Consider the following 16944-nt stretch of genomic DNA (forward strand, 5'->3'; position numbering starts at 1 on the left):
GTGGATGACTCTTTTGTTTTAAAAAAAATAAATAAAATACCTCTTTTTGGTCAGATTTTTTTTCAACTAATTAGTTCAACTAATCCTGACAATAAATCAATTATGATTAAGTATAAAGGAAAAGTAATTATTCTTTTAAACAATCTTACAAGAGAGAAAGTAGTTTATATTACTTCCAAAATAAGAGAAGTCTACATAGACTCAACAAATTTTTCGATATTAAAATAAAGTATTAATAAATAATTACTTTAAACAATCATAGCTCAAAAAATTAGTATAATAGATTTCTTTTACAAATTAAGTATATTAAAAAATTTAAAATTAAAGATTTTTTTTAATATGTTTTAATATTTTTTTTGTTAAATAATGGTTGATCTTGATCTTGTTTAAAAGAATAAAATTATTTGATCAAAATAATAGATTATTATAAAAAAGGTTTGTTTTTTTGTTTTTGTTGATTTTTTCTTTTTCCTTTTCTCAAGGCGAAGTCTCCGTTGAAGCTGGAATGATGTTTAAGGTGCACTATATCAAAAAATTTAATGGAAATTATGCAAGTGGTTTTCGACAGATTACCAGCTCTACGTAGTGTTCTAAATAAAACGCATTCGCTCTGCGATGTCTCCTGACTTCATAGTAAATAATATAAATCAGTTATTCGAAAAGTGTAGGTCTACTAATCACGAAGCCATAAATGTATCATAAAGAATCAAGTAGATGTTGTCTACTTTTATGCTTTAATAATTCCCTCGCGAAAGCTTGTAAACGTACAACTGTCGGAAAGCAAATACCTAAAACTTTTGCAGAGTAATTAAAAAAAACATTTTATTGTTAAAATAAAAAGTTAGATATTTGAACGACATTTAATTAAAATATGAAGAAAAAATTTTCGCTATTATTAGCACTATTTTTTATCGCCTTGAGTTATTCTCAAGGCGAAGCCAACATTTGGTATTTTGGTGACCATGCAGGATTGGATTTTAATAATGGAAACCCTGTGGCATTAACAGATGGACAAATAAGTACAATTGAAGGATGTGCTACAATAAGCAACTCAAATGGACAATTATTGTTTTATACTGATGGAATAACGGTTTGGGATAGAAGCCATACTGTTATGACTAATGGCACGGGATTGTTAGGAGATTCATCTAGTTCACAATCCGCAATTATTGTACCAAAACCAGGCTCTAATACAATCTATTATATTATTACAGTTTCTGCTGAAGCATCGCCTAATGGTGTTACATACTCGATAGTTGATTTAAGTTTGAACGGTACTTATGGAGCTGTAACAACGGATAAAAATGTCCAATTATTTGCAGCACCTGCATGTGAGAAGTTAACAGTTGTTAAAAAAGGGAATGATACTGATTATTGGGTAGTTATTCATGGTTATGGCAATAATACTTTTTTAGCTTATAGCATAACATCTTCAGGTTTAAACCCAATTCCTGTAATAAGTAATGTTGGGTCTTTAATAGATGTTGTTTTTGAAACTTTGGGTTATTTAAAATTTTCACCTGATGGAACAAAGTTGATTAGTTGCAATTATCAAGATCTAGTAGAGTTATTCGATTTTGATAATAATACTGGAATAATATCAAATCCAAGATTGATTACCAATAAATTTGGTAATTATGGTGTAGAGTTTTCTCCTTCGGGAGATATTGCCTACATATCAACTGGAGATCTTAATACTTGTGAGCTAATTCAATATGATTTGACAGCAACAAATATTCCTAGTACAGCGATTCTGCTATATTCTTTTAATGATATTAACCAAAATATAGGTGCTTTACAATTAGCTCCAGATGGTAAAATTTATATTCCTATTACATATTCAAATTATGTCAACAGAATCAATAATCCAAATATATTAGGATTAGGTTGTAACTTTCAATTGAATGCTATTTCTCTGGGTTCTGGCATATGTATACTTGGTCTTCCACAATTCATCCAATCTTATTTCAATGCTTCGTTTACTGCTCAAAACTTTTGTTTAGGATCAACTACACAATTCACATTAAATGCTTCATCCGCTCCAACCTCGGTTTTATGGGATTTTGGTGATGGGTTTACATCAACAGATATTAATCCAACTCATCAATATTCTAGTGCTGGCTCTTATACAGTAACCGTTACTGTCGCTTCAACTAGTGGAACAACCAATAAAAATGGACAAATAACAATTTCGGGAGTTCCAGTTATAGCCCACACAGTAAGTAATCAATCTATTTGTGGCAACGTCAATCAAAATTATGATTTATCACAGTTCAATAATACTATTTTAGGTTCGCAATCTACTAGCACTTATGGGGTAGCCTATTTTTCTTCATTGACAAATGCTCAAAACCATAGCTCGGTTTTAAATAATTTGCAAAATTTGCCATTAGGGACTACTACTTTTTATGCCAAAACTTATAATCTTGCCAATAATTCATGTTATGCAATAACAAGTTTCTCAATTACCCTTAATCAACAACCAATTGCAAATACTTTAACAGACTATCTCATATGTGAAAATTTACCATATAATACTATTGAACAATTCAATTTAGCAACCAAGAATTCTCAAATTTTAGGTACACAATCATCTTCAAATTTTACAATTTCTTATCATACTTCTCAATCAGATGCGGATAATGACATTGCACAATTACCCTTTCTATATACTAATACATTACAGCAAGAAACGCTGTATGTTAGAATCGAAAACAACTTAAATCAAAATTGTTTTGCTACTACAACATTATTAATAAAAGTAATACAACAACCAACAGTAAACACAGTAACAGATTATAAAGTTTGTGATGATAATTTAAATGATGGTATTGCTTCATTCGATTTGAATACAAAAACAAGCGAAATATTAAATGGACAATCAAGCACTATCTTTCTAGTAAAATATTATTCTAACTATGCAAATGCATTAAATGAGATTAGCCCAATTAATACATCTATAAATTACAACTCAAGTAATCAAACAATATATTATTCAATTTCAAATATTGGAAATCCAAATTGTAAATCAGTTGGAGATTTTAAATTAGTTGTTAATAGATTACCTATTGCTAACACACCTAATCCATTTTTTTTATGTGACGATTTATCTAATGATGGTTTAGCAGTCTTCAATTTATCAAATCAAAATAGTACAATTTTGGCTAATCAATCTGCTTCAACCTTTACTATTTCATATCATCTTAATCAGAGCGACGCTAACAATAATTTGAATCAATTGCCACTTAATTACCAAAATAGTAGCAATCCACAAATGATTTATGTAAGAGTAGAAAACAATCAAAATACAACATGTTTTGCTACTACCTCTTTTCAAATAGGAGTAAATAAAATGCCAATTGCAAATTCTGTTTTAAACATGGAATCATGTGATGATGATACAAATGATACGTTTGAATTATTTAATTTATCTTCTAATAATTCAACAGTTTTAGGAAGTCAATTGGCAACAGATTTTAACATATCCTATCATTTAAATCAAAATGATGCCAATTCTAATTCAAATCCGTTGCCACCAAATTATCAAAACATGAGTAATCCTCAAACTATATATGTTAGAATTGAGAACAAAAACGCACCTTCTTGTTACAGCACAACTTCATTTCAATTAATTGTTAGAGCAAAACCAATATTGAATATGAATGATGTTTACTCAATATGCCAAGGAAGTTTCATTGTAGTAACTGCTCCAAGCGGATTCACAACATATACATGGTCAAATGGTGCTACTAGTCAGGCTACGACCTTAACACAAGATGGAAGCTATAGTTTAGTAGTTACTAAAGACTATGGAAACATAATTTGTAACACTATTAAAAATTTCACAGTTTATAATTCAAATATCGCAACTATAACAAATATTACTACAACAGATTGGACTGATAATGAAAATATAATTACCATTAATGTAACTGGTGATGGAGACTATGAATATTCATTAGACAATATTAATTTTCAAAGTAGTAATCAATTTATTGGACTTTGGAGTGGGCAGTACAATGTTTACGTTCGTGATAAAAAAGGATGTGGAACAGCAACGGATGAAGTTTTTTTATTGATGTATCCCAAATTTTTCACTCCGAATGGAGATGGGTATAATGACTTTTGGAGGATTAAGTTTTCTGAAATGGAACCAAATCTGAAAACAAAAATATATGACCGATTTGGAAAGTTTATTAAAGAACTTGATAATATAAACTCGGTATGGGATGGAACTTACAATGGTAATTTGCTGACATCAGATGACTACTGGTTTGTAGTAACAAGAAGTAATGGTAAACAATGTAAAGGGCATTTCGCTATGAAAAGATAAAAATTTAATTAATAATTTTTAACACATCTAACCGAATACCCCATTTCTTTTATACTACTTGAATTATAAAGATTCGTGAAGTTTGAAAGCAAAGTATAGTTATACTTATCCTGAGAAGTTTGAGAATCAGGATTTTCACCCCAAAATATTGCAACTGAACCCTTACTAGAATAAAAACCTCCATCATTGCTTCTATAACCTGCTGGTAAACCTGTAAAACCTGATGAGTTATCTGAACCTGTACTAGGGCTTAACCAATCATTTGTAGTTGATTTCATTTTATATCCCGCATTTTCTCCATTATCTAAAAAGCTTCTTAAAATGTCTACCTCATTTTTTGTAGGGATATGCCATCCTTCAGGCGTAAACCCTCTAGGGTCATTAATTGCATGCCAATTATATAGTTTGCCATATACTGTACCGTTTGAAGTTTGATTTTCATAATAACACCATGCACCTGTAGTCAAATTATACCATTGAACAGGATCCTGAACATTTGGTATTGGGTCACCATTTCTATAATGTGATACATTCAAATTCTGTTGCATCCATATTTGAGAACCAATCTTTACCGCATTATATTGATTGCCATCAATATCACTTAAAGTAGAAATTTGCAACGAATTATCCTCTGATTTGGAACAACTCTGCAAGGTAAAAAGTATCATTAAAACATACAGTAATCTTATCATAACTAGAAAATTTACAAACAAATTAAGTGTAAAGAACATACAAAAACAAATAATTATGAAAAAAATTAACCAAATCATAATTGTAATCATTTATTGAGTACACTTAATCCTTTATTATTTAGGAATCAATTAAAAAGTTTAAATTTGCATTTTAACTAAAATTTTATTTAAATGATTGACATGTTCTCTGAGGAGTGCGCACAGAATATAGTAGATAGAATTAACAATCTTAAATCAAACACATTATCGTTTTGGGGTAAAATGAGTTCAGCACAAATGTTAGCACATTGTAATGTAGCGTATCAATTTGCTTTTGAACCTGAAAATTTTGATAAGCCAAATTCTTTAAAACGCTTTCTTCTTAAAAAGTTTGTCAAAAAATTTGTAGTGAGTGAAAAGGCATATCCTAAAAACTCGAGAACAGCTCCTGAATTTGTCATCTCTGATTACAGAGATTTTGAGAATGAGAAGCGAAATTTAATAAACAATATTTTTCTTGCTCAAAGATTGGGTGAAGAATTCTTCGAACAAAGAGAAAATCTCTCATTTGGCAAGCTCTCTGCAAAAGAATGGAATATTTTATTTAGCAAGCATATTGATCATCATTTGAAACAATTTGGCGTATAATTATAAAAAAAAGATAGAACTTGAAATTGACTTAATCTTCCCAAACAATACTTAAGGCAGAGTTTTTATGAGTAATGCAATGTTCGTAGAATTTTTTATTTGAATCCTCACTTTTGACATAATCAAAGCAATCTATTGCCCAAATTTGAGCCGTCTTTGAAATTTCAGTTGCAGTATTATTAAAATATTCTCCCATTACAAATGAATCAGATATTTTTTTATTGTTTAAAAGATATTTGTACGGAAAATCATCACTATTATAAACCCATTTAATTATTCCCGATTCTGCATAAATAATCATTATTGGATGTGAACCAATTTGGGCAAATCGAAAAGCACATGCAGTAATACTTACATTATATTCTTTACTCAAAGAATTAATTAAATCAAAGCAAAACTTTTTTCTATAAATATCTTTCTGAAATCGTTCTTCGGGCATAAGTAAACAAGAAGCAAAATAATCGGCTTCTCTTTCAATTTCATAGAACTGTTTTTGATTTGTAGTTGAATGATGTGGTTCAAGTAAACCCATCATTAATCCTATTCTATGAGTATCTATAATATAATGACCTAATTCGTGTGCTAATGTAAATCTTCCTCTTGATGAATCTACTCTATTTCCATTATCAATATTAATGTGAATGTAAAAATTTTCTTTTTCATAAATAGTCATTCCATCAAAAGTACCTTTGTCATAATTATCAAAATAAACCCGTAATCCTTCTGCCTTAACAATTTTTTCTAAAGGTGTAACTTTTTCATCATATTGTATTGCGATAAACTCTGCAAGTTTTTTGATTTTTGATTTTGAACTACTCTTTATCATCTGAATCTCGATGCTTATTTCTCATCTTATCAATAATATGTTTTGGAAGATTATTAGTTTGCCCTTTTCGTGCAACCATCTTTAAATTTTCGATTTCGGAAATAATATCTAAACTTATATTTAAAGGAATAATTTTAGTTTTATTACATAATGTACCGTTTATAATAGATGTTACATCTATAACAGCATTATTTAGTTTAAAATCATAATCCTCAAATAATTTATTAAACCTGTCTAATTGATTTTCATTTGTAGGATATAAAAAACCAGTAGAATGTAACCAATCATCTAAATTATCATCAGAAATCTTACCTATATATTTTTTATCTATTGCCATTTAAACTTTTCAAATAATTACTAATATGATCCGTTGCTTCTTTTTTATATACTTGAATAGAACTTTGCACCAAATTTAGATTTTCTCTTAATTTTTTTCCGACAATTCTAGGAAGGTTTTTTTTACCATTATTTTCATAAGCTTTATAAGTCAAAAACACTATTTTGTGTTTTTCAGATAATCCAAGCATTGCTCTTTCAATAATTTCCAATTTTATTCTTAAATCTTTTTTCTTTTCAGAGTCATCTCCAACAGTTAAAACAATTAATTCATCAATACTCTCAACTATTGATAAATCATTTTCATCAGGTTCTGTACAAGTGTCTTGAACACCATATTTCATTAATTCATTAAAAACAATTGCGTGAAGCCAAATCTTGATTGCTTTATCAACATCTTTAATTTTTGATTTACTTTTATTAAATGAATGATATTTCCACACTTTAGCAAAAGTACAATTTGCTACATCAAGTGCAGTAACTTCACTATGTCCATATTTGTTAGAATAAATTTCTGCGGTTTTAATAACATCATTTTGAAATCTATTACAAAAAACCACAAACGCTTTTTCAGCTTCATTTGGAAATTCTTCTTTAAATGAGATATACTCAATTAGTTCATCACTTGACAAAATTTCAAAGTTAATATCTGTATCTTTTAATTCAACTTTCATTTATATACAAAAAGCGTTACTAATGGAATTAGTATATGAGTAGGAGTACTAATTTTTCCAAAGTTAAAAAAAAGTTTCTAACGGAATTAGTATATAAATGAAATAGTTACAAATTTTAGGCAAATCCTTTATGCCTTGATGTTAAAGGAATATGTTAAACTAAAAAAATTGTAAAGCGATGGCAACAAACCCACCAAAAGACAATTCAAGAAAAGGTGCTGTAAAAGACAGAACTCAAGTACAAAATCCAAAAACTGGACTTTGGACAAAGAGAGATTCTGATACAGGTAGATTTATGGATGTCAAAACATCAAGTCCAGAACCTTTTAAAGGAATTACTAAAGAAAAGTAAACAAAAACTTTAAAGAAAGTTTTAGGTCAAGTTTTTCAACCTTAAGTGAAAAGCATAATTAAATTCTATTAGAAATGATAAACAATTTATCAATCTCAAAAGATACTGTCAGTTTATGCTATAAAAATAGCTGTATTCATGCAAAAGGCTCAAATGCCAATTTGATAGCGGTTGGGGCTTTTGCAATGTTACTGCTTATAGGCATATCAGCATTATCAAAATCAAATTAAAACGATTTGGGGTGAAACGCCCCAATTTTAACAATAATTATTTAACTAATGGCAGAACTATTAACCACATTTTTAAAACCAATATTAACTAAAGGTGTTACTATAGCTTGGGAAAACAGAAATCATTTAGCCACTTATTTTAAAACAAAAATTGGAGCATACAAAAACAAAGATATTCGTTTTTCAATTAGCTATTTATTTAAAATTCAAATTCCAAATTCTAACAAATATTTACTTGTAAAGAATAGAAGAATAGAAAATCAATTACAGCCTGTAGGAGGTGCATACAAAAGATATGGAGATGACTCACTTTTTAACAAGTGGGAGTATAAACCTGATAACAATAAAAACGGATTAAATGTAGATGAAAAAAGTAATTCTGATTTACGATTTATGGTAAAAGGAAAATATGTAATTGAAGTAATGAATTGGTTTGAAACCATGAAAGAAAGAGAAACTGATCCCTACAGAGAATTTAAAGAAGAATTGTTGGATACCAATATTTTAGATAAAAATATTTTTCAAAGTATAAGGCATAAACACATAAAAAGGTTTTCTAAAAACTTAGCATGGAGTGATTTTTTCAGCTGTTATGAAATTTTAATTTTTGATGTTTTTGAGCTAATTCCAAATGAAGTTCAAAAGCAATTTTTAATTGATTTAGGAAAAAAAGGAACAAATCTAAATAATGATTACGCAATTGTTGAATGCGATAATATTGAACAACTACGGTATATGGAAAATGAAAAACAAGTTGCACGAATCGGACAACACACAAAATTAATAATAAATAAAACCTTTTAATGATGATAGATATTTTTAAAGACTATATTCTCCAACGAGAAGAACTTTTGGCAAGAATTGCTCAAGAATTACAACTTGATAAAACAAGATTAGAACGAATGGAAACTGCATATAATGCTGTTGCAGAAGTATTAAAAAAAGATGATGATTTTTTCAATGATTTGGAAATTGAGGTTTATGCACAAGGTTCTAAAAGAACAGGAACTACTGTAAAACCAATAAATAATGAAGATTTTGATTTAGATACGGTACTTCACGTTTTCGATATATACTATAACTATTCACCTGAAAAAGTATATAATGCTTTGGTTAAAGCATTAGAAAAAGATGAGTATTATAAAACTATCATGGAAAAGAAAAAAAGATGTGTAAGATTAAACTACAAAAGTGATTTTCACATGGATATTTTACCAGCATGTATGCCAAATAGTTTTGACAAAGAAAATATTAAAATTCCTGAAAAAGCATTAAAAGATTGGTCTTCTGGAAATCCAAAGGGTCATGCAAATTGGTTTTTAACTATTGCAAATTCTGTTGAAAAACCGATGCTTCGAGAATTTTCAACTGTTTTACTTGAAGCAAAAGTTGAAACAGAGCCACTTCCTGAAGAACTATATTTCAAAACACCTTTGCAAAGAGCTGTTCAGTTGTTTAAAAGATACCGAGATATTTATTTTCAAGATAAAGATTATCCTGTTTCAAGTATAGTAATAACAACTTTGGTTGCATCATTATATCAACGTGAAAATTCGATTTTTGAAACAATTGATAATGTTGCAAGAAGAATAAAAGAAAATTATTTAGAGTCTGTAAATAAAAGAGAGAAATTTAAGGTGCTAAATCCTGTAAATACAGCAGAAGATTTCACAGATTCTTGGACTAATGAACATTATAAAAGTTTCTATGAGTTTATCACAGATTTTTACACCAAATGGCAAAATCTAAAAACATCATTTGAGACAGGGAAAGAGGATTACATTAAACTGTTTGGAGAAGGTGTTTATAAACAATCTTTAAATGAACAATTTAAAACATTCTCGAAATCTACCACCGATGGATATGCAAAGTCTAGTGGATTAATTGTTGGTGGTAATGCATTAACTAATTCGGCAGGAAGTATTAATCAAAATCAAGGAGTAAAAAATGAGCCTCATCGCAATTTTGGAGGACAATATTAGAATAGACCATAAAAAAAATTGGTTGTCATTTTTATTAATCGAAAAATTATTAGTTGAAAAACATTTTAATTGGATTGGTTTAATAATAGACAATCAAAGTAAGTCATTAATCGGAAAAGGGACATTGAATGTTGAGGGCAAAGACTACGAAGTTTTACTCTGCTATTCTCCGTTCAATACATCTAGATATGACAGGATTTATATTAATGATAAAACTATAGAATTTAATAATGAAATTCATTTATATGGAGATAAATCACTATGCTTATACCACCCAATTTTTGATAAGCCAAAACTAAATACTATTCCACTCTATAAAATGATTCCTTGGATAACAGAATGGGTTATTTTTTATGAACAATGGAAAAAGTATGGTGTATGGCTTGGAGATGAAATTAAACATATATAAATAAAATCAAATAAATAAAAAACATGAAAACATTTGTAGAAGATTTTGAGTATTTTAAAAAAGAGTTGAGTTATGAAGAGCTTTTTTTAGAGGGTATGATTAGTGAAAGCAGAAAAAAGAATGAAGTAAAAGCAGTCAAAATTCTGATAGTTTTTTCAGTTATAATTACTCTGCTTGTTATTTATTGTTGGAAAGATAAAGCACACTATCTTTTATTATTTTCAATAATTTATTTTATTTATTTATGGTATGATGCCAATAGATCAAGAAAGTATTTATTAAAAAAGGGATTACCAATTCCAAAGGAGATTTACAAATGGAAAAGTAAAGAATTAGAAATAAAACGAATAAAAAAAATTCACGAAGTATATGTTAAGACCGATGGTTCAACTATTTCTCAATTGATTGAAATTGGTAATAATAGATTGAATTATAATTTTAACGACCCATTTGTGGTTTTTGAAAAAGTAGTAGGATTTTTTGGTTCTAGTTTTTTTAATTTTCTTTTAGGTTTTTTTATGGCTACGTTAGAAGATAATCTAATGAAGAATCTTGTACTTAGTTTGAAATTCTTCGCTAGTTTATATTTAATACCAATTATAATTGTTGTATCGTATTATTTTATTAAGAATGCACATTTGTTTGATAGAAAGTCTGAAAAGGAAAATTTACAAGATTATATTTTTGTATTAAACAACATTTTATTGATGTACGAGGCTGAAAAGTAATGACTTTATCTTCAATGCAATTGACAACCTACCCTTAATTTAAGTACTCGTTTATCTTAAAAAAGATTATAGAAATGGTCTCTTTTAGTTTAGGAGTAGCAAAATAAACTGGAATTAACGGAATTTCAATCATAAAAATAGAGAAAACAGATTATTAATTCATAGAATCTTTCTTACTTTTTGATGATTCAAAATATCGATTAAGCTGCTAGAACAAAAATCATGCATTGGATATCTCTACTTTATAGAAGGTTTTGATAATAATATGATTCACTGACAATTTGAAAGGATTTAATAAGATACTTTATTATAGTTTCTTTTTAGAACAGAATGAATTGATTGTAATGATAGTTTTGAGATATCCATATTCCATGGTGATTCACTATCATTAACTACTACCATGGTTTTATTGTATATATCAAATTTCTCTACAAAGCAATAATAAAGCAATCTGGGAGTAGTTATACGAGTAGTTTTCCCTTTATGAAGTAGAGTAGTGTAAAGATAATAGGCTTTATTTTTATTAATTGCAACCGTTTGGCAAAGTATCCGATCCTGCAAAAAGATTTTTCTTCCATTAGTAGTCCAGCCACTTAAATGTTTTACTCTTCCTTTGTTAGAAACAAGGTGAGAATCTTCAAAACCCGGTATTGGTTTCCATACTTCGCCGGGAAGCTCTAAAAGTGATAAATTCATACAAGCAGGCGGATTATTCAATTCTATTGGTGGCTTGCCTAATTTTTGCCAAAGAGATTCGTTAAACACTACTTCTGAGGTGTTTTGCTTTGGAGTGATAATAAAATCTTCTTTTTTTGGAGGTTCACTTTGCAAGAACCATCTATATCCACCAGCAGTCAGAAACTCTCTATTTATTACATCTTGAATGCTCTCACAACCAACACCTACTGCTTTTTGAGCCTCATAGATACTTTCAAAATCAGCCACCAAATCACCATCAATAGTATACTGACTCACAGGCTTTAAATAGTCAACATTTCGGTTTCTTGCTTTATCATTCTCAAAGGTTTTTAAACGTTTTTCACTTGCTGTGAGCTTTTCTAAATTATTGATATGCAAATGAAGACTATTATAATCTTTAAAAGAAATGACTATTTTTCGGTCTTCCATATCAAACTTTTCAATGAAATGATAATACATCAAACGAGCCACAGACTTTCGGTATTTTTTACCTTCTAATGAAAATGAACATTGAGTACTATAAAAATAACAATCAAGATATTTGTTATACTGTTTTACAAAAATAAGCTTCATTATCAGCTCTGGCTGAATTCTCTCACCTCCTTTAAACGAAAGAGTAGAGCGCTCTAAACTCTTTATTCTCCCATAATTTGAGATGGCATAGTTTTCAAAATTTTCTATTTGCTCCCACTTTTCATAAGAAAGGTCTTCCAAAGAAGTATTACAAAGAACTTCCTTGGCATATTGGTTTTCTATCTCATTTGGTAACTTCATTTCATATTCAATTCAATTGTTTGTGTTTAAAATATTGCTTTCTAATACATTAAAACGCTTAATTGCATAGCCTCAAACAATCATTATCATTAAAAAGACTTAGTATAGCAAATATATGAAAGTATTAAATTGCTAATATAAATATGCATCAAATTAATCTAACCAAATAATTATCTCTTGATAATCTGATTCAAAAAAAATATACTATTAGTAATTTATAATTTACTCCATTTATAATGTCTTCTATAGCACTTCCTACAGCCTCTATCAGAAAGTGAATAAATTTTCTAACAAATGAAAAAGGACTTAAAACGGCAGTTGTATTTAACCTTAACGACTCTTGAGTTCAACAACTTATGGAAGACTTTTTCGATAGTCTGACAGCAATTGAGAGAGTTAATGAACCTACAGTGTCTCTTGATAGAGTCAAGCAACAACTTTTATCTAAAAAATGAAATGCTTAATGTGATTGTATAGCATTACATTTAATAAAAAAGCTCAGAGAGAATTGAAAAGGCTTCCTTTTTGAATCATTAATAGGATTATTTCACAAATTGAAATGTTGGTTGAAAATCCATATCCAAATTGACATAAAAAGCTTAAAAATTTCAATATTACATGATTTGAATGATTGTCATTATACAGAATCAGAGTAGGCAATTATAGAATCATTTACTCCATCAAAAACAACGAACTTAGAATAGAAGTTATTAGAATTGGTCACAGAAAAGAAATTTATGATAGTCATTAAGAACGGTAATACTCAAGATTTTTATTCTGTTTAGCTGGAAGGGTAGTGCTAAAATGACTTAAATATGCAGTTTTTTAGCCAACAAGGTTATCAAATATCTTATAGAATGAAAACTTTTAAAGAAAATGATTAATAGTAAAAAATATTATTTTCGAATATAAATTCTTATAAAGTTTACTTAGCACAACAAAATATTATCTTTATAAAACACTAGGTATAAAGCTACAATTCTTACCCAGCACAATGATACTTGTGCAAACTTGATTGTTTTTTGATGGGGGATTTTCTAAGAGCCACGAGTTTTTAATATAATCGATTGAACAATGATTATTAATGAAATCAATTTGGAATTTGTTTAAATGTTATTAATCATTAGATATTTTCCTTTTTCTAGCAAATAGAAACAAGTATTTTTTACTTGATATCTATACTCTCTTTGTTATGCTTATACAATAATTGTAAAAGTATATAAATGGAAACATTAGAAAATTGGTTGTATCAACCACAAGAAACGGATGGCACTTATAAATTTTCAGGAAGTTTCTTTGTGACAATTGGAATTCAGCAAACTTTGTCTCAACAAGAAATTTTTGAAATTTATTTGTTTATCAAATCACTAGTAGCAAACAAAAAAGGATTAGATTACCTTCAGGTCTTTATTAATAAAGATACTGGTCAAAAATTATTTTTTATTGACCAACTTAACACAGAAATGATAGAATCTGGTCAATATAAGTCTGAGGATAATTATTGTACATTATTACTAGCAAGTGAATATTAAACAAAGTAGGAATTCCTACTTTGTTTTTTAAAAGATAAACCCCTTCAAATTCTATTGGATAGAATGAAAGGGTTTAAACTAACTGTCTTATTTTGATATAGAAGACAAATATAAACTTATTTGTTTTAAGAAATGCTAAATAATTCTTTTTTTAGCGTTAAAATGGCTTGTCATTGATGAAATAAATCCTTTAAGAGAAATTTAATGTTTAAAACGGACTTTGACTCATTTGAAATTTAAATAATGGATATAAATTACTTCTTAATCACTTGCTATTAAATAAATCATTTAAATCTTGTTTCTTTTATTCTCAATATGATTACTTTTTAAAAAAATATTTATTCTATTAATCTCCTCTCTAATTTCTGACAAACTAATAATTTTATGTTTAAACATTAGACGTTCTGCAAAAGCGGTTAATTTACGTGCAGGATGTTGTTGATTCTTATAATCAGTTGATGAAAATTTCATTGTTACGTTATCTTCTAAAAACCATTTGTTTGCTCTACTAATATCATAATCATTACCAAAATAAGTTGTAATGTATTCAAATGTTTCAGCAATAATAGATTTATATCTTGAAGGCATTTTTCTAATTATTTTTTTAAGTGGATGTTTAATCCAGTTCCATAGAGAGTCTCGATGGCTTTTATTTTCAATTATTGCAGATATAGTGGCAGTAAATTCTTTATTCCTGTTACTGTCATTGTCAAAAATTGCTTCACTATAATTCCCACCATTTAAAATACCATATCCAGCAAAAATGTGTATTAAAAAGTTTTTGGAAACAACATCTAAATCTTCTTTCATTTTTTGGTTGAAAGAAATCATTTTATAATTTCCTTTGTACTTTATTGATTTTCCTTTGTCATAGTTTATAAGTTCTCCGTATAAGCCACAAAGTTTAAAATAAACAACATCATTAATTGCCCAATTGGAGCCATCTTTATGAGTAAGTTTTAAGTTACTAAAAAATTTTGGCCTTTTTTCAAGAGAAAGATCTTTGGTTTTATATTCTACATGTTTCCAACTGGGAATAAACTTTTTTTGTGCAATAGCATTTTCACAACAAAACACTAAAATTAGAAGAAGGATTGCTTTTTTCATTTATACAGTCTTTATAAAATTTTATTAGTTACAATTTATCTGACAATCCCCATATTTATCGATGTATAGTGTTTTTTCATTTGACTCAACTTCTAATAATCCATCTTTAAAGCCCAATGAATAGATTTTATAATTTATAGTTGATACAATCTCCCCTTTTTTATCAATAACATAACCTATGCTGTTTTTAATCACAACAGCTAAATTCTCTTTGAAGTTAAAAGCATTATCATATATCGTTGGTATTACTATCTTACCAGTTGTATCTATAAAACCCCATTTACCGTTAGATAAAACAGCCGCATAACCCTCACTGAAAGAAAAAACGCTATCAAATTGAGAATCTATTTTTTCATTACCATTAACATCTATAAAACCCCACTTGCCATTGGACTCTACCGCAAATAATCCTTCCGATACAAATGAAATAGTATTATAATACTTTGATTTAGGATTACCTTTGTTGTCAATTAGAATTGTTTTATTATTAGCCTGTGCAATGAGAAAACCATTATAAGGCCCATTCACATAATCATATTCTAATTTTGCAATAATTTTTCCAGAACTGTCTATAGAAAAATAGCTTTTATTTTTTCGAACCAAACTGTAACCAAACGAAAAACTATTGGCTTCATCATACTGGATTGGTACAACGATGCTGCCACTTCTATTTATAAAGCCATATTTAAAATTTTTAGTGACCATTGCTATATCTCCTGAAAAATCATAAATATGATCAAAATTGGTTTTGGTTTGGGAAAATGAAAATTGTATCAATAGGAATATAAATATACTTTTCATTTTAAATAATTAATTGATACAGTTATTTGAACAGCCTGCATAAAACCCCCCACTATCTTTTATTTTTAGCCATTGTTTATTCCCGTTACTATCAATGATAAGTTTTCCTTGAATCCAATATTGTGTACCTGATAAAGAACCTTGCCAGCCAACTTGCATAGGAATTGTATAAATACCCGATGAACTTTTTGTACAATTTTCAAAGTCTATATTCGAATAAATATTTGTACCACCCCATGAACTACAACATTTCATTAGTTGATTAGCTATAGTTAAGCCAATTGTAGAAATGTCATTTTTTAATTCTGGATTGGAGTTAAAATTTATTTTATTAGAATTTTCTGAATTACCATTATTAAATCCTGGCAATCTTTCTTGAGAATAGTTTAGAGTAGTAGCAAATACTATTGCTAAATAGATAATTTTTTTCATTTTAATATTATTTATTGTTAGTCTTCTTCACTATCAATACACTCAAGGTCTTGATTTGTAATTTTTGTTGTAGCCATGAAAGTTCCATTCCATTCTTTTGGTCGCCATTTTGTATTACAACCATCAGGGTCCATATACAAATTTCCTTTTAGGTTATATCTGTAATTAAAAACTCCGCCCGTCCAAACCACTTCGATATTAATTTCAAAACGTCCATTAGCTTTTAAAGCCGCACCTGTAACAATTATTGACAAGTCTGATTCTCTTTTTGATACTTCTCCTTTATCATACGATTTTTTGAAAAGTTTTTCAATTCCCTTTCGGGCTAGTCTATTGGCTATTTGATCATAATCTTGTGAAAAACAAGAAACGTTGTAAAATAGCAAAAGTGTAATTAGGTAAATCATTCT

General features: G+C 28.4%; 19 protein-coding genes. 10 read left to right on the forward strand and 9 right to left on the reverse strand.

Annotated elements, in window-relative coordinates; all coding sequences use genetic code 11:
- Positions 1-228: hypothetical protein (locus tag ACIQ06_RS00005; protein WP_396142687.1), on the forward strand; the 228-nt coding region annotated here is incomplete at its 5' end.
- Positions 229-871: 643 nt separating this feature from the next.
- A complete protein-coding gene (locus ACIQ06_RS00010) occupies positions 872-4333 on the forward strand; it encodes a T9SS type B sorting domain-containing protein (protein ID WP_396142690.1) in 3462 nt (1153 codons plus the stop codon).
- An 8-nt stretch (positions 4334-4341) separates the two neighbouring features.
- Here ACIQ06_RS00010 and ACIQ06_RS00015 read toward each other — a convergent pair whose 3' ends face one another.
- Entirely contained in the window at positions 4342-5025 is a 684-nt protein-coding gene (locus tag ACIQ06_RS00015; RefSeq protein WP_396142692.1) for a fibrobacter succinogenes major paralogous domain-containing protein, read from the reverse strand.
- A gap of 171 nt (positions 5026-5196) precedes the next feature.
- On the opposite strand from ACIQ06_RS00015, the gene ACIQ06_RS00020 reads away from it, so the two are divergent.
- Positions 5197-5652, forward strand: coding sequence for a DUF1569 domain-containing protein (locus ACIQ06_RS00020; protein ID WP_396142694.1), 456 nt, complete (start codon positions 5197-5199; stop codon positions 5650-5652).
- 31 nt (positions 5653-5683) lie between these two features.
- Here ACIQ06_RS00020 and ACIQ06_RS00025 read toward each other — a convergent pair whose 3' ends face one another.
- From ACIQ06_RS00025 to ACIQ06_RS00035, 3 genes are read right to left on the reverse strand one after another with little or no spacing between them, the layout of a single operon-like run.
- Complete coding sequence (locus ACIQ06_RS00025) at positions 5684-6478, reverse strand: ImmA/IrrE family metallo-endopeptidase (RefSeq protein WP_396142696.1); 795 nt, start codon at positions 6476-6478, stop codon at positions 5684-5686.
- Complete coding sequence (locus ACIQ06_RS00030; RefSeq protein ID WP_396142699.1) at positions 6465-6815, reverse strand: hypothetical protein; 351 nt, start codon at positions 6813-6815, stop codon at positions 6465-6467. Before ACIQ06_RS00030 ends, ACIQ06_RS00025 begins: the two co-directional genes overlap by 14 nt.
- Positions 6802-7488 carry an RNA polymerase subunit sigma gene (locus ACIQ06_RS00035; RefSeq protein WP_396142702.1) on the reverse strand — a complete coding sequence of 229 codons (687 nt, stop codon included), beginning with the start codon at positions 7486-7488 and terminating at the stop codon, positions 6802-6804. Before ACIQ06_RS00035 ends, ACIQ06_RS00030 begins: the two co-directional genes overlap by 14 nt.
- Before the next feature lie 178 nt (positions 7489-7666).
- Between ACIQ06_RS00035 and ACIQ06_RS00040 the strand changes: the two genes are divergently transcribed.
- The 5 genes from ACIQ06_RS00040 to ACIQ06_RS00060 all read left to right on the forward strand — a co-directional run bounded on the left by ACIQ06_RS00040 (position 7667) and on the right by ACIQ06_RS00060 (position 11189).
- Entirely contained in the window at positions 7667-7840 is a 174-nt protein-coding gene (locus tag ACIQ06_RS00040; protein WP_396142705.1) for a hypothetical protein, read from the forward strand.
- Between the two features lie 278 nt (positions 7841-8118).
- Complete coding sequence (locus ACIQ06_RS00045; protein WP_396142708.1) at positions 8119-8874, forward strand: hypothetical protein; 756 nt, start codon at positions 8119-8121, stop codon at positions 8872-8874.
- Positions 8874-10052, forward strand: a complete 1179-nt coding sequence (locus ACIQ06_RS00050; RefSeq protein ID WP_396142711.1) for a cyclic GMP-AMP synthase DncV-like nucleotidyltransferase — start codon at positions 8874-8876, stop codon at positions 10050-10052. The genes ACIQ06_RS00045 and ACIQ06_RS00050 overlap by 1 nt, the downstream gene beginning before the upstream one ends.
- Entirely contained in the window at positions 10018-10461 is a 444-nt protein-coding gene (locus tag ACIQ06_RS00055; RefSeq protein WP_396142713.1) for a hypothetical protein, read from the forward strand. Before ACIQ06_RS00050 ends, ACIQ06_RS00055 begins: the two co-directional genes overlap by 35 nt.
- A gap of 23 nt (positions 10462-10484) precedes the next feature.
- Positions 10485-11189: a hypothetical protein gene (locus ACIQ06_RS00060; RefSeq protein ID WP_396142715.1), complete on the forward strand. Its 705-nt coding sequence runs from the start codon at positions 10485-10487 to the stop codon at positions 11187-11189.
- A gap of 291 nt (positions 11190-11480) precedes the next feature.
- On the opposite strand, the gene ACIQ06_RS00065 is transcribed toward ACIQ06_RS00060, so the two are convergent.
- Positions 11481-12662 (reverse strand): NUMOD4 domain-containing protein, encoded by a 1182-nt coding sequence (locus tag ACIQ06_RS00065; protein WP_396142718.1) that lies wholly within the window; start codon positions 12660-12662, stop codon positions 11481-11483.
- A 631-nt stretch (positions 12663-13293) separates the two neighbouring features.
- Between ACIQ06_RS00065 and ACIQ06_RS00070 the strand changes: the two genes are divergently transcribed.
- Together ACIQ06_RS00070 and ACIQ06_RS00075 are read left to right on the forward strand one after the other, a co-directional pair.
- Positions 13294-13413 carry a type II toxin-antitoxin system RelE/ParE family toxin gene (locus ACIQ06_RS00070; protein ID WP_396142720.1) on the forward strand — a complete coding sequence of 40 codons (120 nt, stop codon included), beginning with the start codon at positions 13294-13296 and terminating at the stop codon, positions 13411-13413.
- Between the two features lie 472 nt (positions 13414-13885).
- Positions 13886-14194, forward strand: a complete 309-nt coding sequence (locus tag ACIQ06_RS00075; protein ID WP_396142724.1) for a hypothetical protein — start codon at positions 13886-13888, stop codon at positions 14192-14194.
- A gap of 288 nt (positions 14195-14482) precedes the next feature.
- Here ACIQ06_RS00075 and ACIQ06_RS00080 read toward each other — a convergent pair whose 3' ends face one another.
- From ACIQ06_RS00080 to ACIQ06_RS00095, 4 genes are read right to left on the reverse strand one after another with little or no spacing between them, the layout of a single operon-like run.
- Complete coding sequence (locus ACIQ06_RS00080; protein WP_396142727.1) at positions 14483-15301, reverse strand: hypothetical protein; 819 nt, start codon at positions 15299-15301, stop codon at positions 14483-14485.
- Positions 15302-15325: 24 nt separating this feature from the next.
- On the reverse strand, positions 15326-16102 hold the full coding sequence (locus tag ACIQ06_RS00085; protein WP_396142730.1) for a WG repeat-containing protein: 777 nt from the start codon (positions 16100-16102) through the stop codon (positions 15326-15328).
- Between the two features lie 9 nt (positions 16103-16111).
- The gene (locus ACIQ06_RS00090) at positions 16112-16534 is read right to left on the reverse strand and encodes a hypothetical protein (RefSeq protein WP_396142733.1); all 423 of its coding nucleotides are present in this window, start codon (positions 16532-16534) and stop codon (positions 16112-16114) included.
- A 17-nt stretch (positions 16535-16551) separates the two neighbouring features.
- Positions 16552-16941 (reverse strand): hypothetical protein, encoded by a 390-nt coding sequence (locus tag ACIQ06_RS00095; protein ID WP_396142735.1) that lies wholly within the window; start codon positions 16939-16941, stop codon positions 16552-16554.
- Positions 16942-16944: the final 3 nt, after the last annotated feature.

Source organism: Flavobacterium sp., from assembly GCF_044341265.1.
In the GTDB taxonomy this organism is placed as follows: Bacteria; Bacteroidota; Bacteroidia; order Flavobacteriales; family Flavobacteriaceae; genus Flavobacterium.

Coding starts and splice junctions, on each gene's coding strand:
- ACIQ06_RS00010 (WP_396142690.1), top strand. CDS start 872: ATGAAGAAAAAATTTTCGCTATTATTAGCACTATTTTTTATCGCCTTG.
- ACIQ06_RS00015 (WP_396142692.1), bottom strand. CDS start 5,025: ATGATAAGATTACTGTATGTTTTAATGATACTTTTTACCTTGCAGAGT.
- ACIQ06_RS00020 (WP_396142694.1), top strand. CDS start 5,197: ATGATTGACATGTTCTCTGAGGAGTGCGCACAGAATATAGTAGATAGA.
- ACIQ06_RS00025 (WP_396142696.1), bottom strand. CDS start 6,478: ATGATAAAGAGTAGTTCAAAATCAAAAATCAAAAAACTTGCAGAGTTT.
- ACIQ06_RS00030 (WP_396142699.1), bottom strand. CDS start 6,815: ATGGCAATAGATAAAAAATATATAGGTAAGATTTCTGATGATAATTTA.
- ACIQ06_RS00035 (WP_396142702.1), bottom strand. CDS start 7,488: ATGAAAGTTGAATTAAAAGATACAGATATTAACTTTGAAATTTTGTCA.
- ACIQ06_RS00040 (WP_396142705.1), top strand. CDS start 7,667: ATGGCAACAAACCCACCAAAAGACAATTCAAGAAAAGGTGCTGTAAAA.
- ACIQ06_RS00045 (WP_396142708.1), top strand. CDS start 8,119: ATGGCAGAACTATTAACCACATTTTTAAAACCAATATTAACTAAAGGT.
- ACIQ06_RS00050 (WP_396142711.1), top strand. CDS start 8,874: ATGATGATAGATATTTTTAAAGACTATATTCTCCAACGAGAAGAACTT.
- ACIQ06_RS00055 (WP_396142713.1), top strand. CDS start 10,018: ATGAGCCTCATCGCAATTTTGGAGGACAATATTAGAATAGACCATAAA.
- ACIQ06_RS00060 (WP_396142715.1), top strand. CDS start 10,485: ATGAAAACATTTGTAGAAGATTTTGAGTATTTTAAAAAAGAGTTGAGT.
- ACIQ06_RS00065 (WP_396142718.1), bottom strand. CDS start 12,662: ATGAAGTTACCAAATGAGATAGAAAACCAATATGCCAAGGAAGTTCTT.
- ACIQ06_RS00075 (WP_396142724.1), top strand. CDS start 13,886: ATGGAAACATTAGAAAATTGGTTGTATCAACCACAAGAAACGGATGGC.
- ACIQ06_RS00080 (WP_396142727.1), bottom strand. CDS start 15,301: ATGAAAAAAGCAATCCTTCTTCTAATTTTAGTGTTTTGTTGTGAAAAT.
- ACIQ06_RS00085 (WP_396142730.1), bottom strand. CDS start 16,102: ATGAAAAGTATATTTATATTCCTATTGATACAATTTTCATTTTCCCAA.
- ACIQ06_RS00090 (WP_396142733.1), bottom strand. CDS start 16,534: ATGAAAAAAATTATCTATTTAGCAATAGTATTTGCTACTACTCTAAAC.
- ACIQ06_RS00095 (WP_396142735.1), bottom strand. CDS start 16,941: ATGATTTACCTAATTACACTTTTGCTATTTTACAACGTTTCTTGTTTT.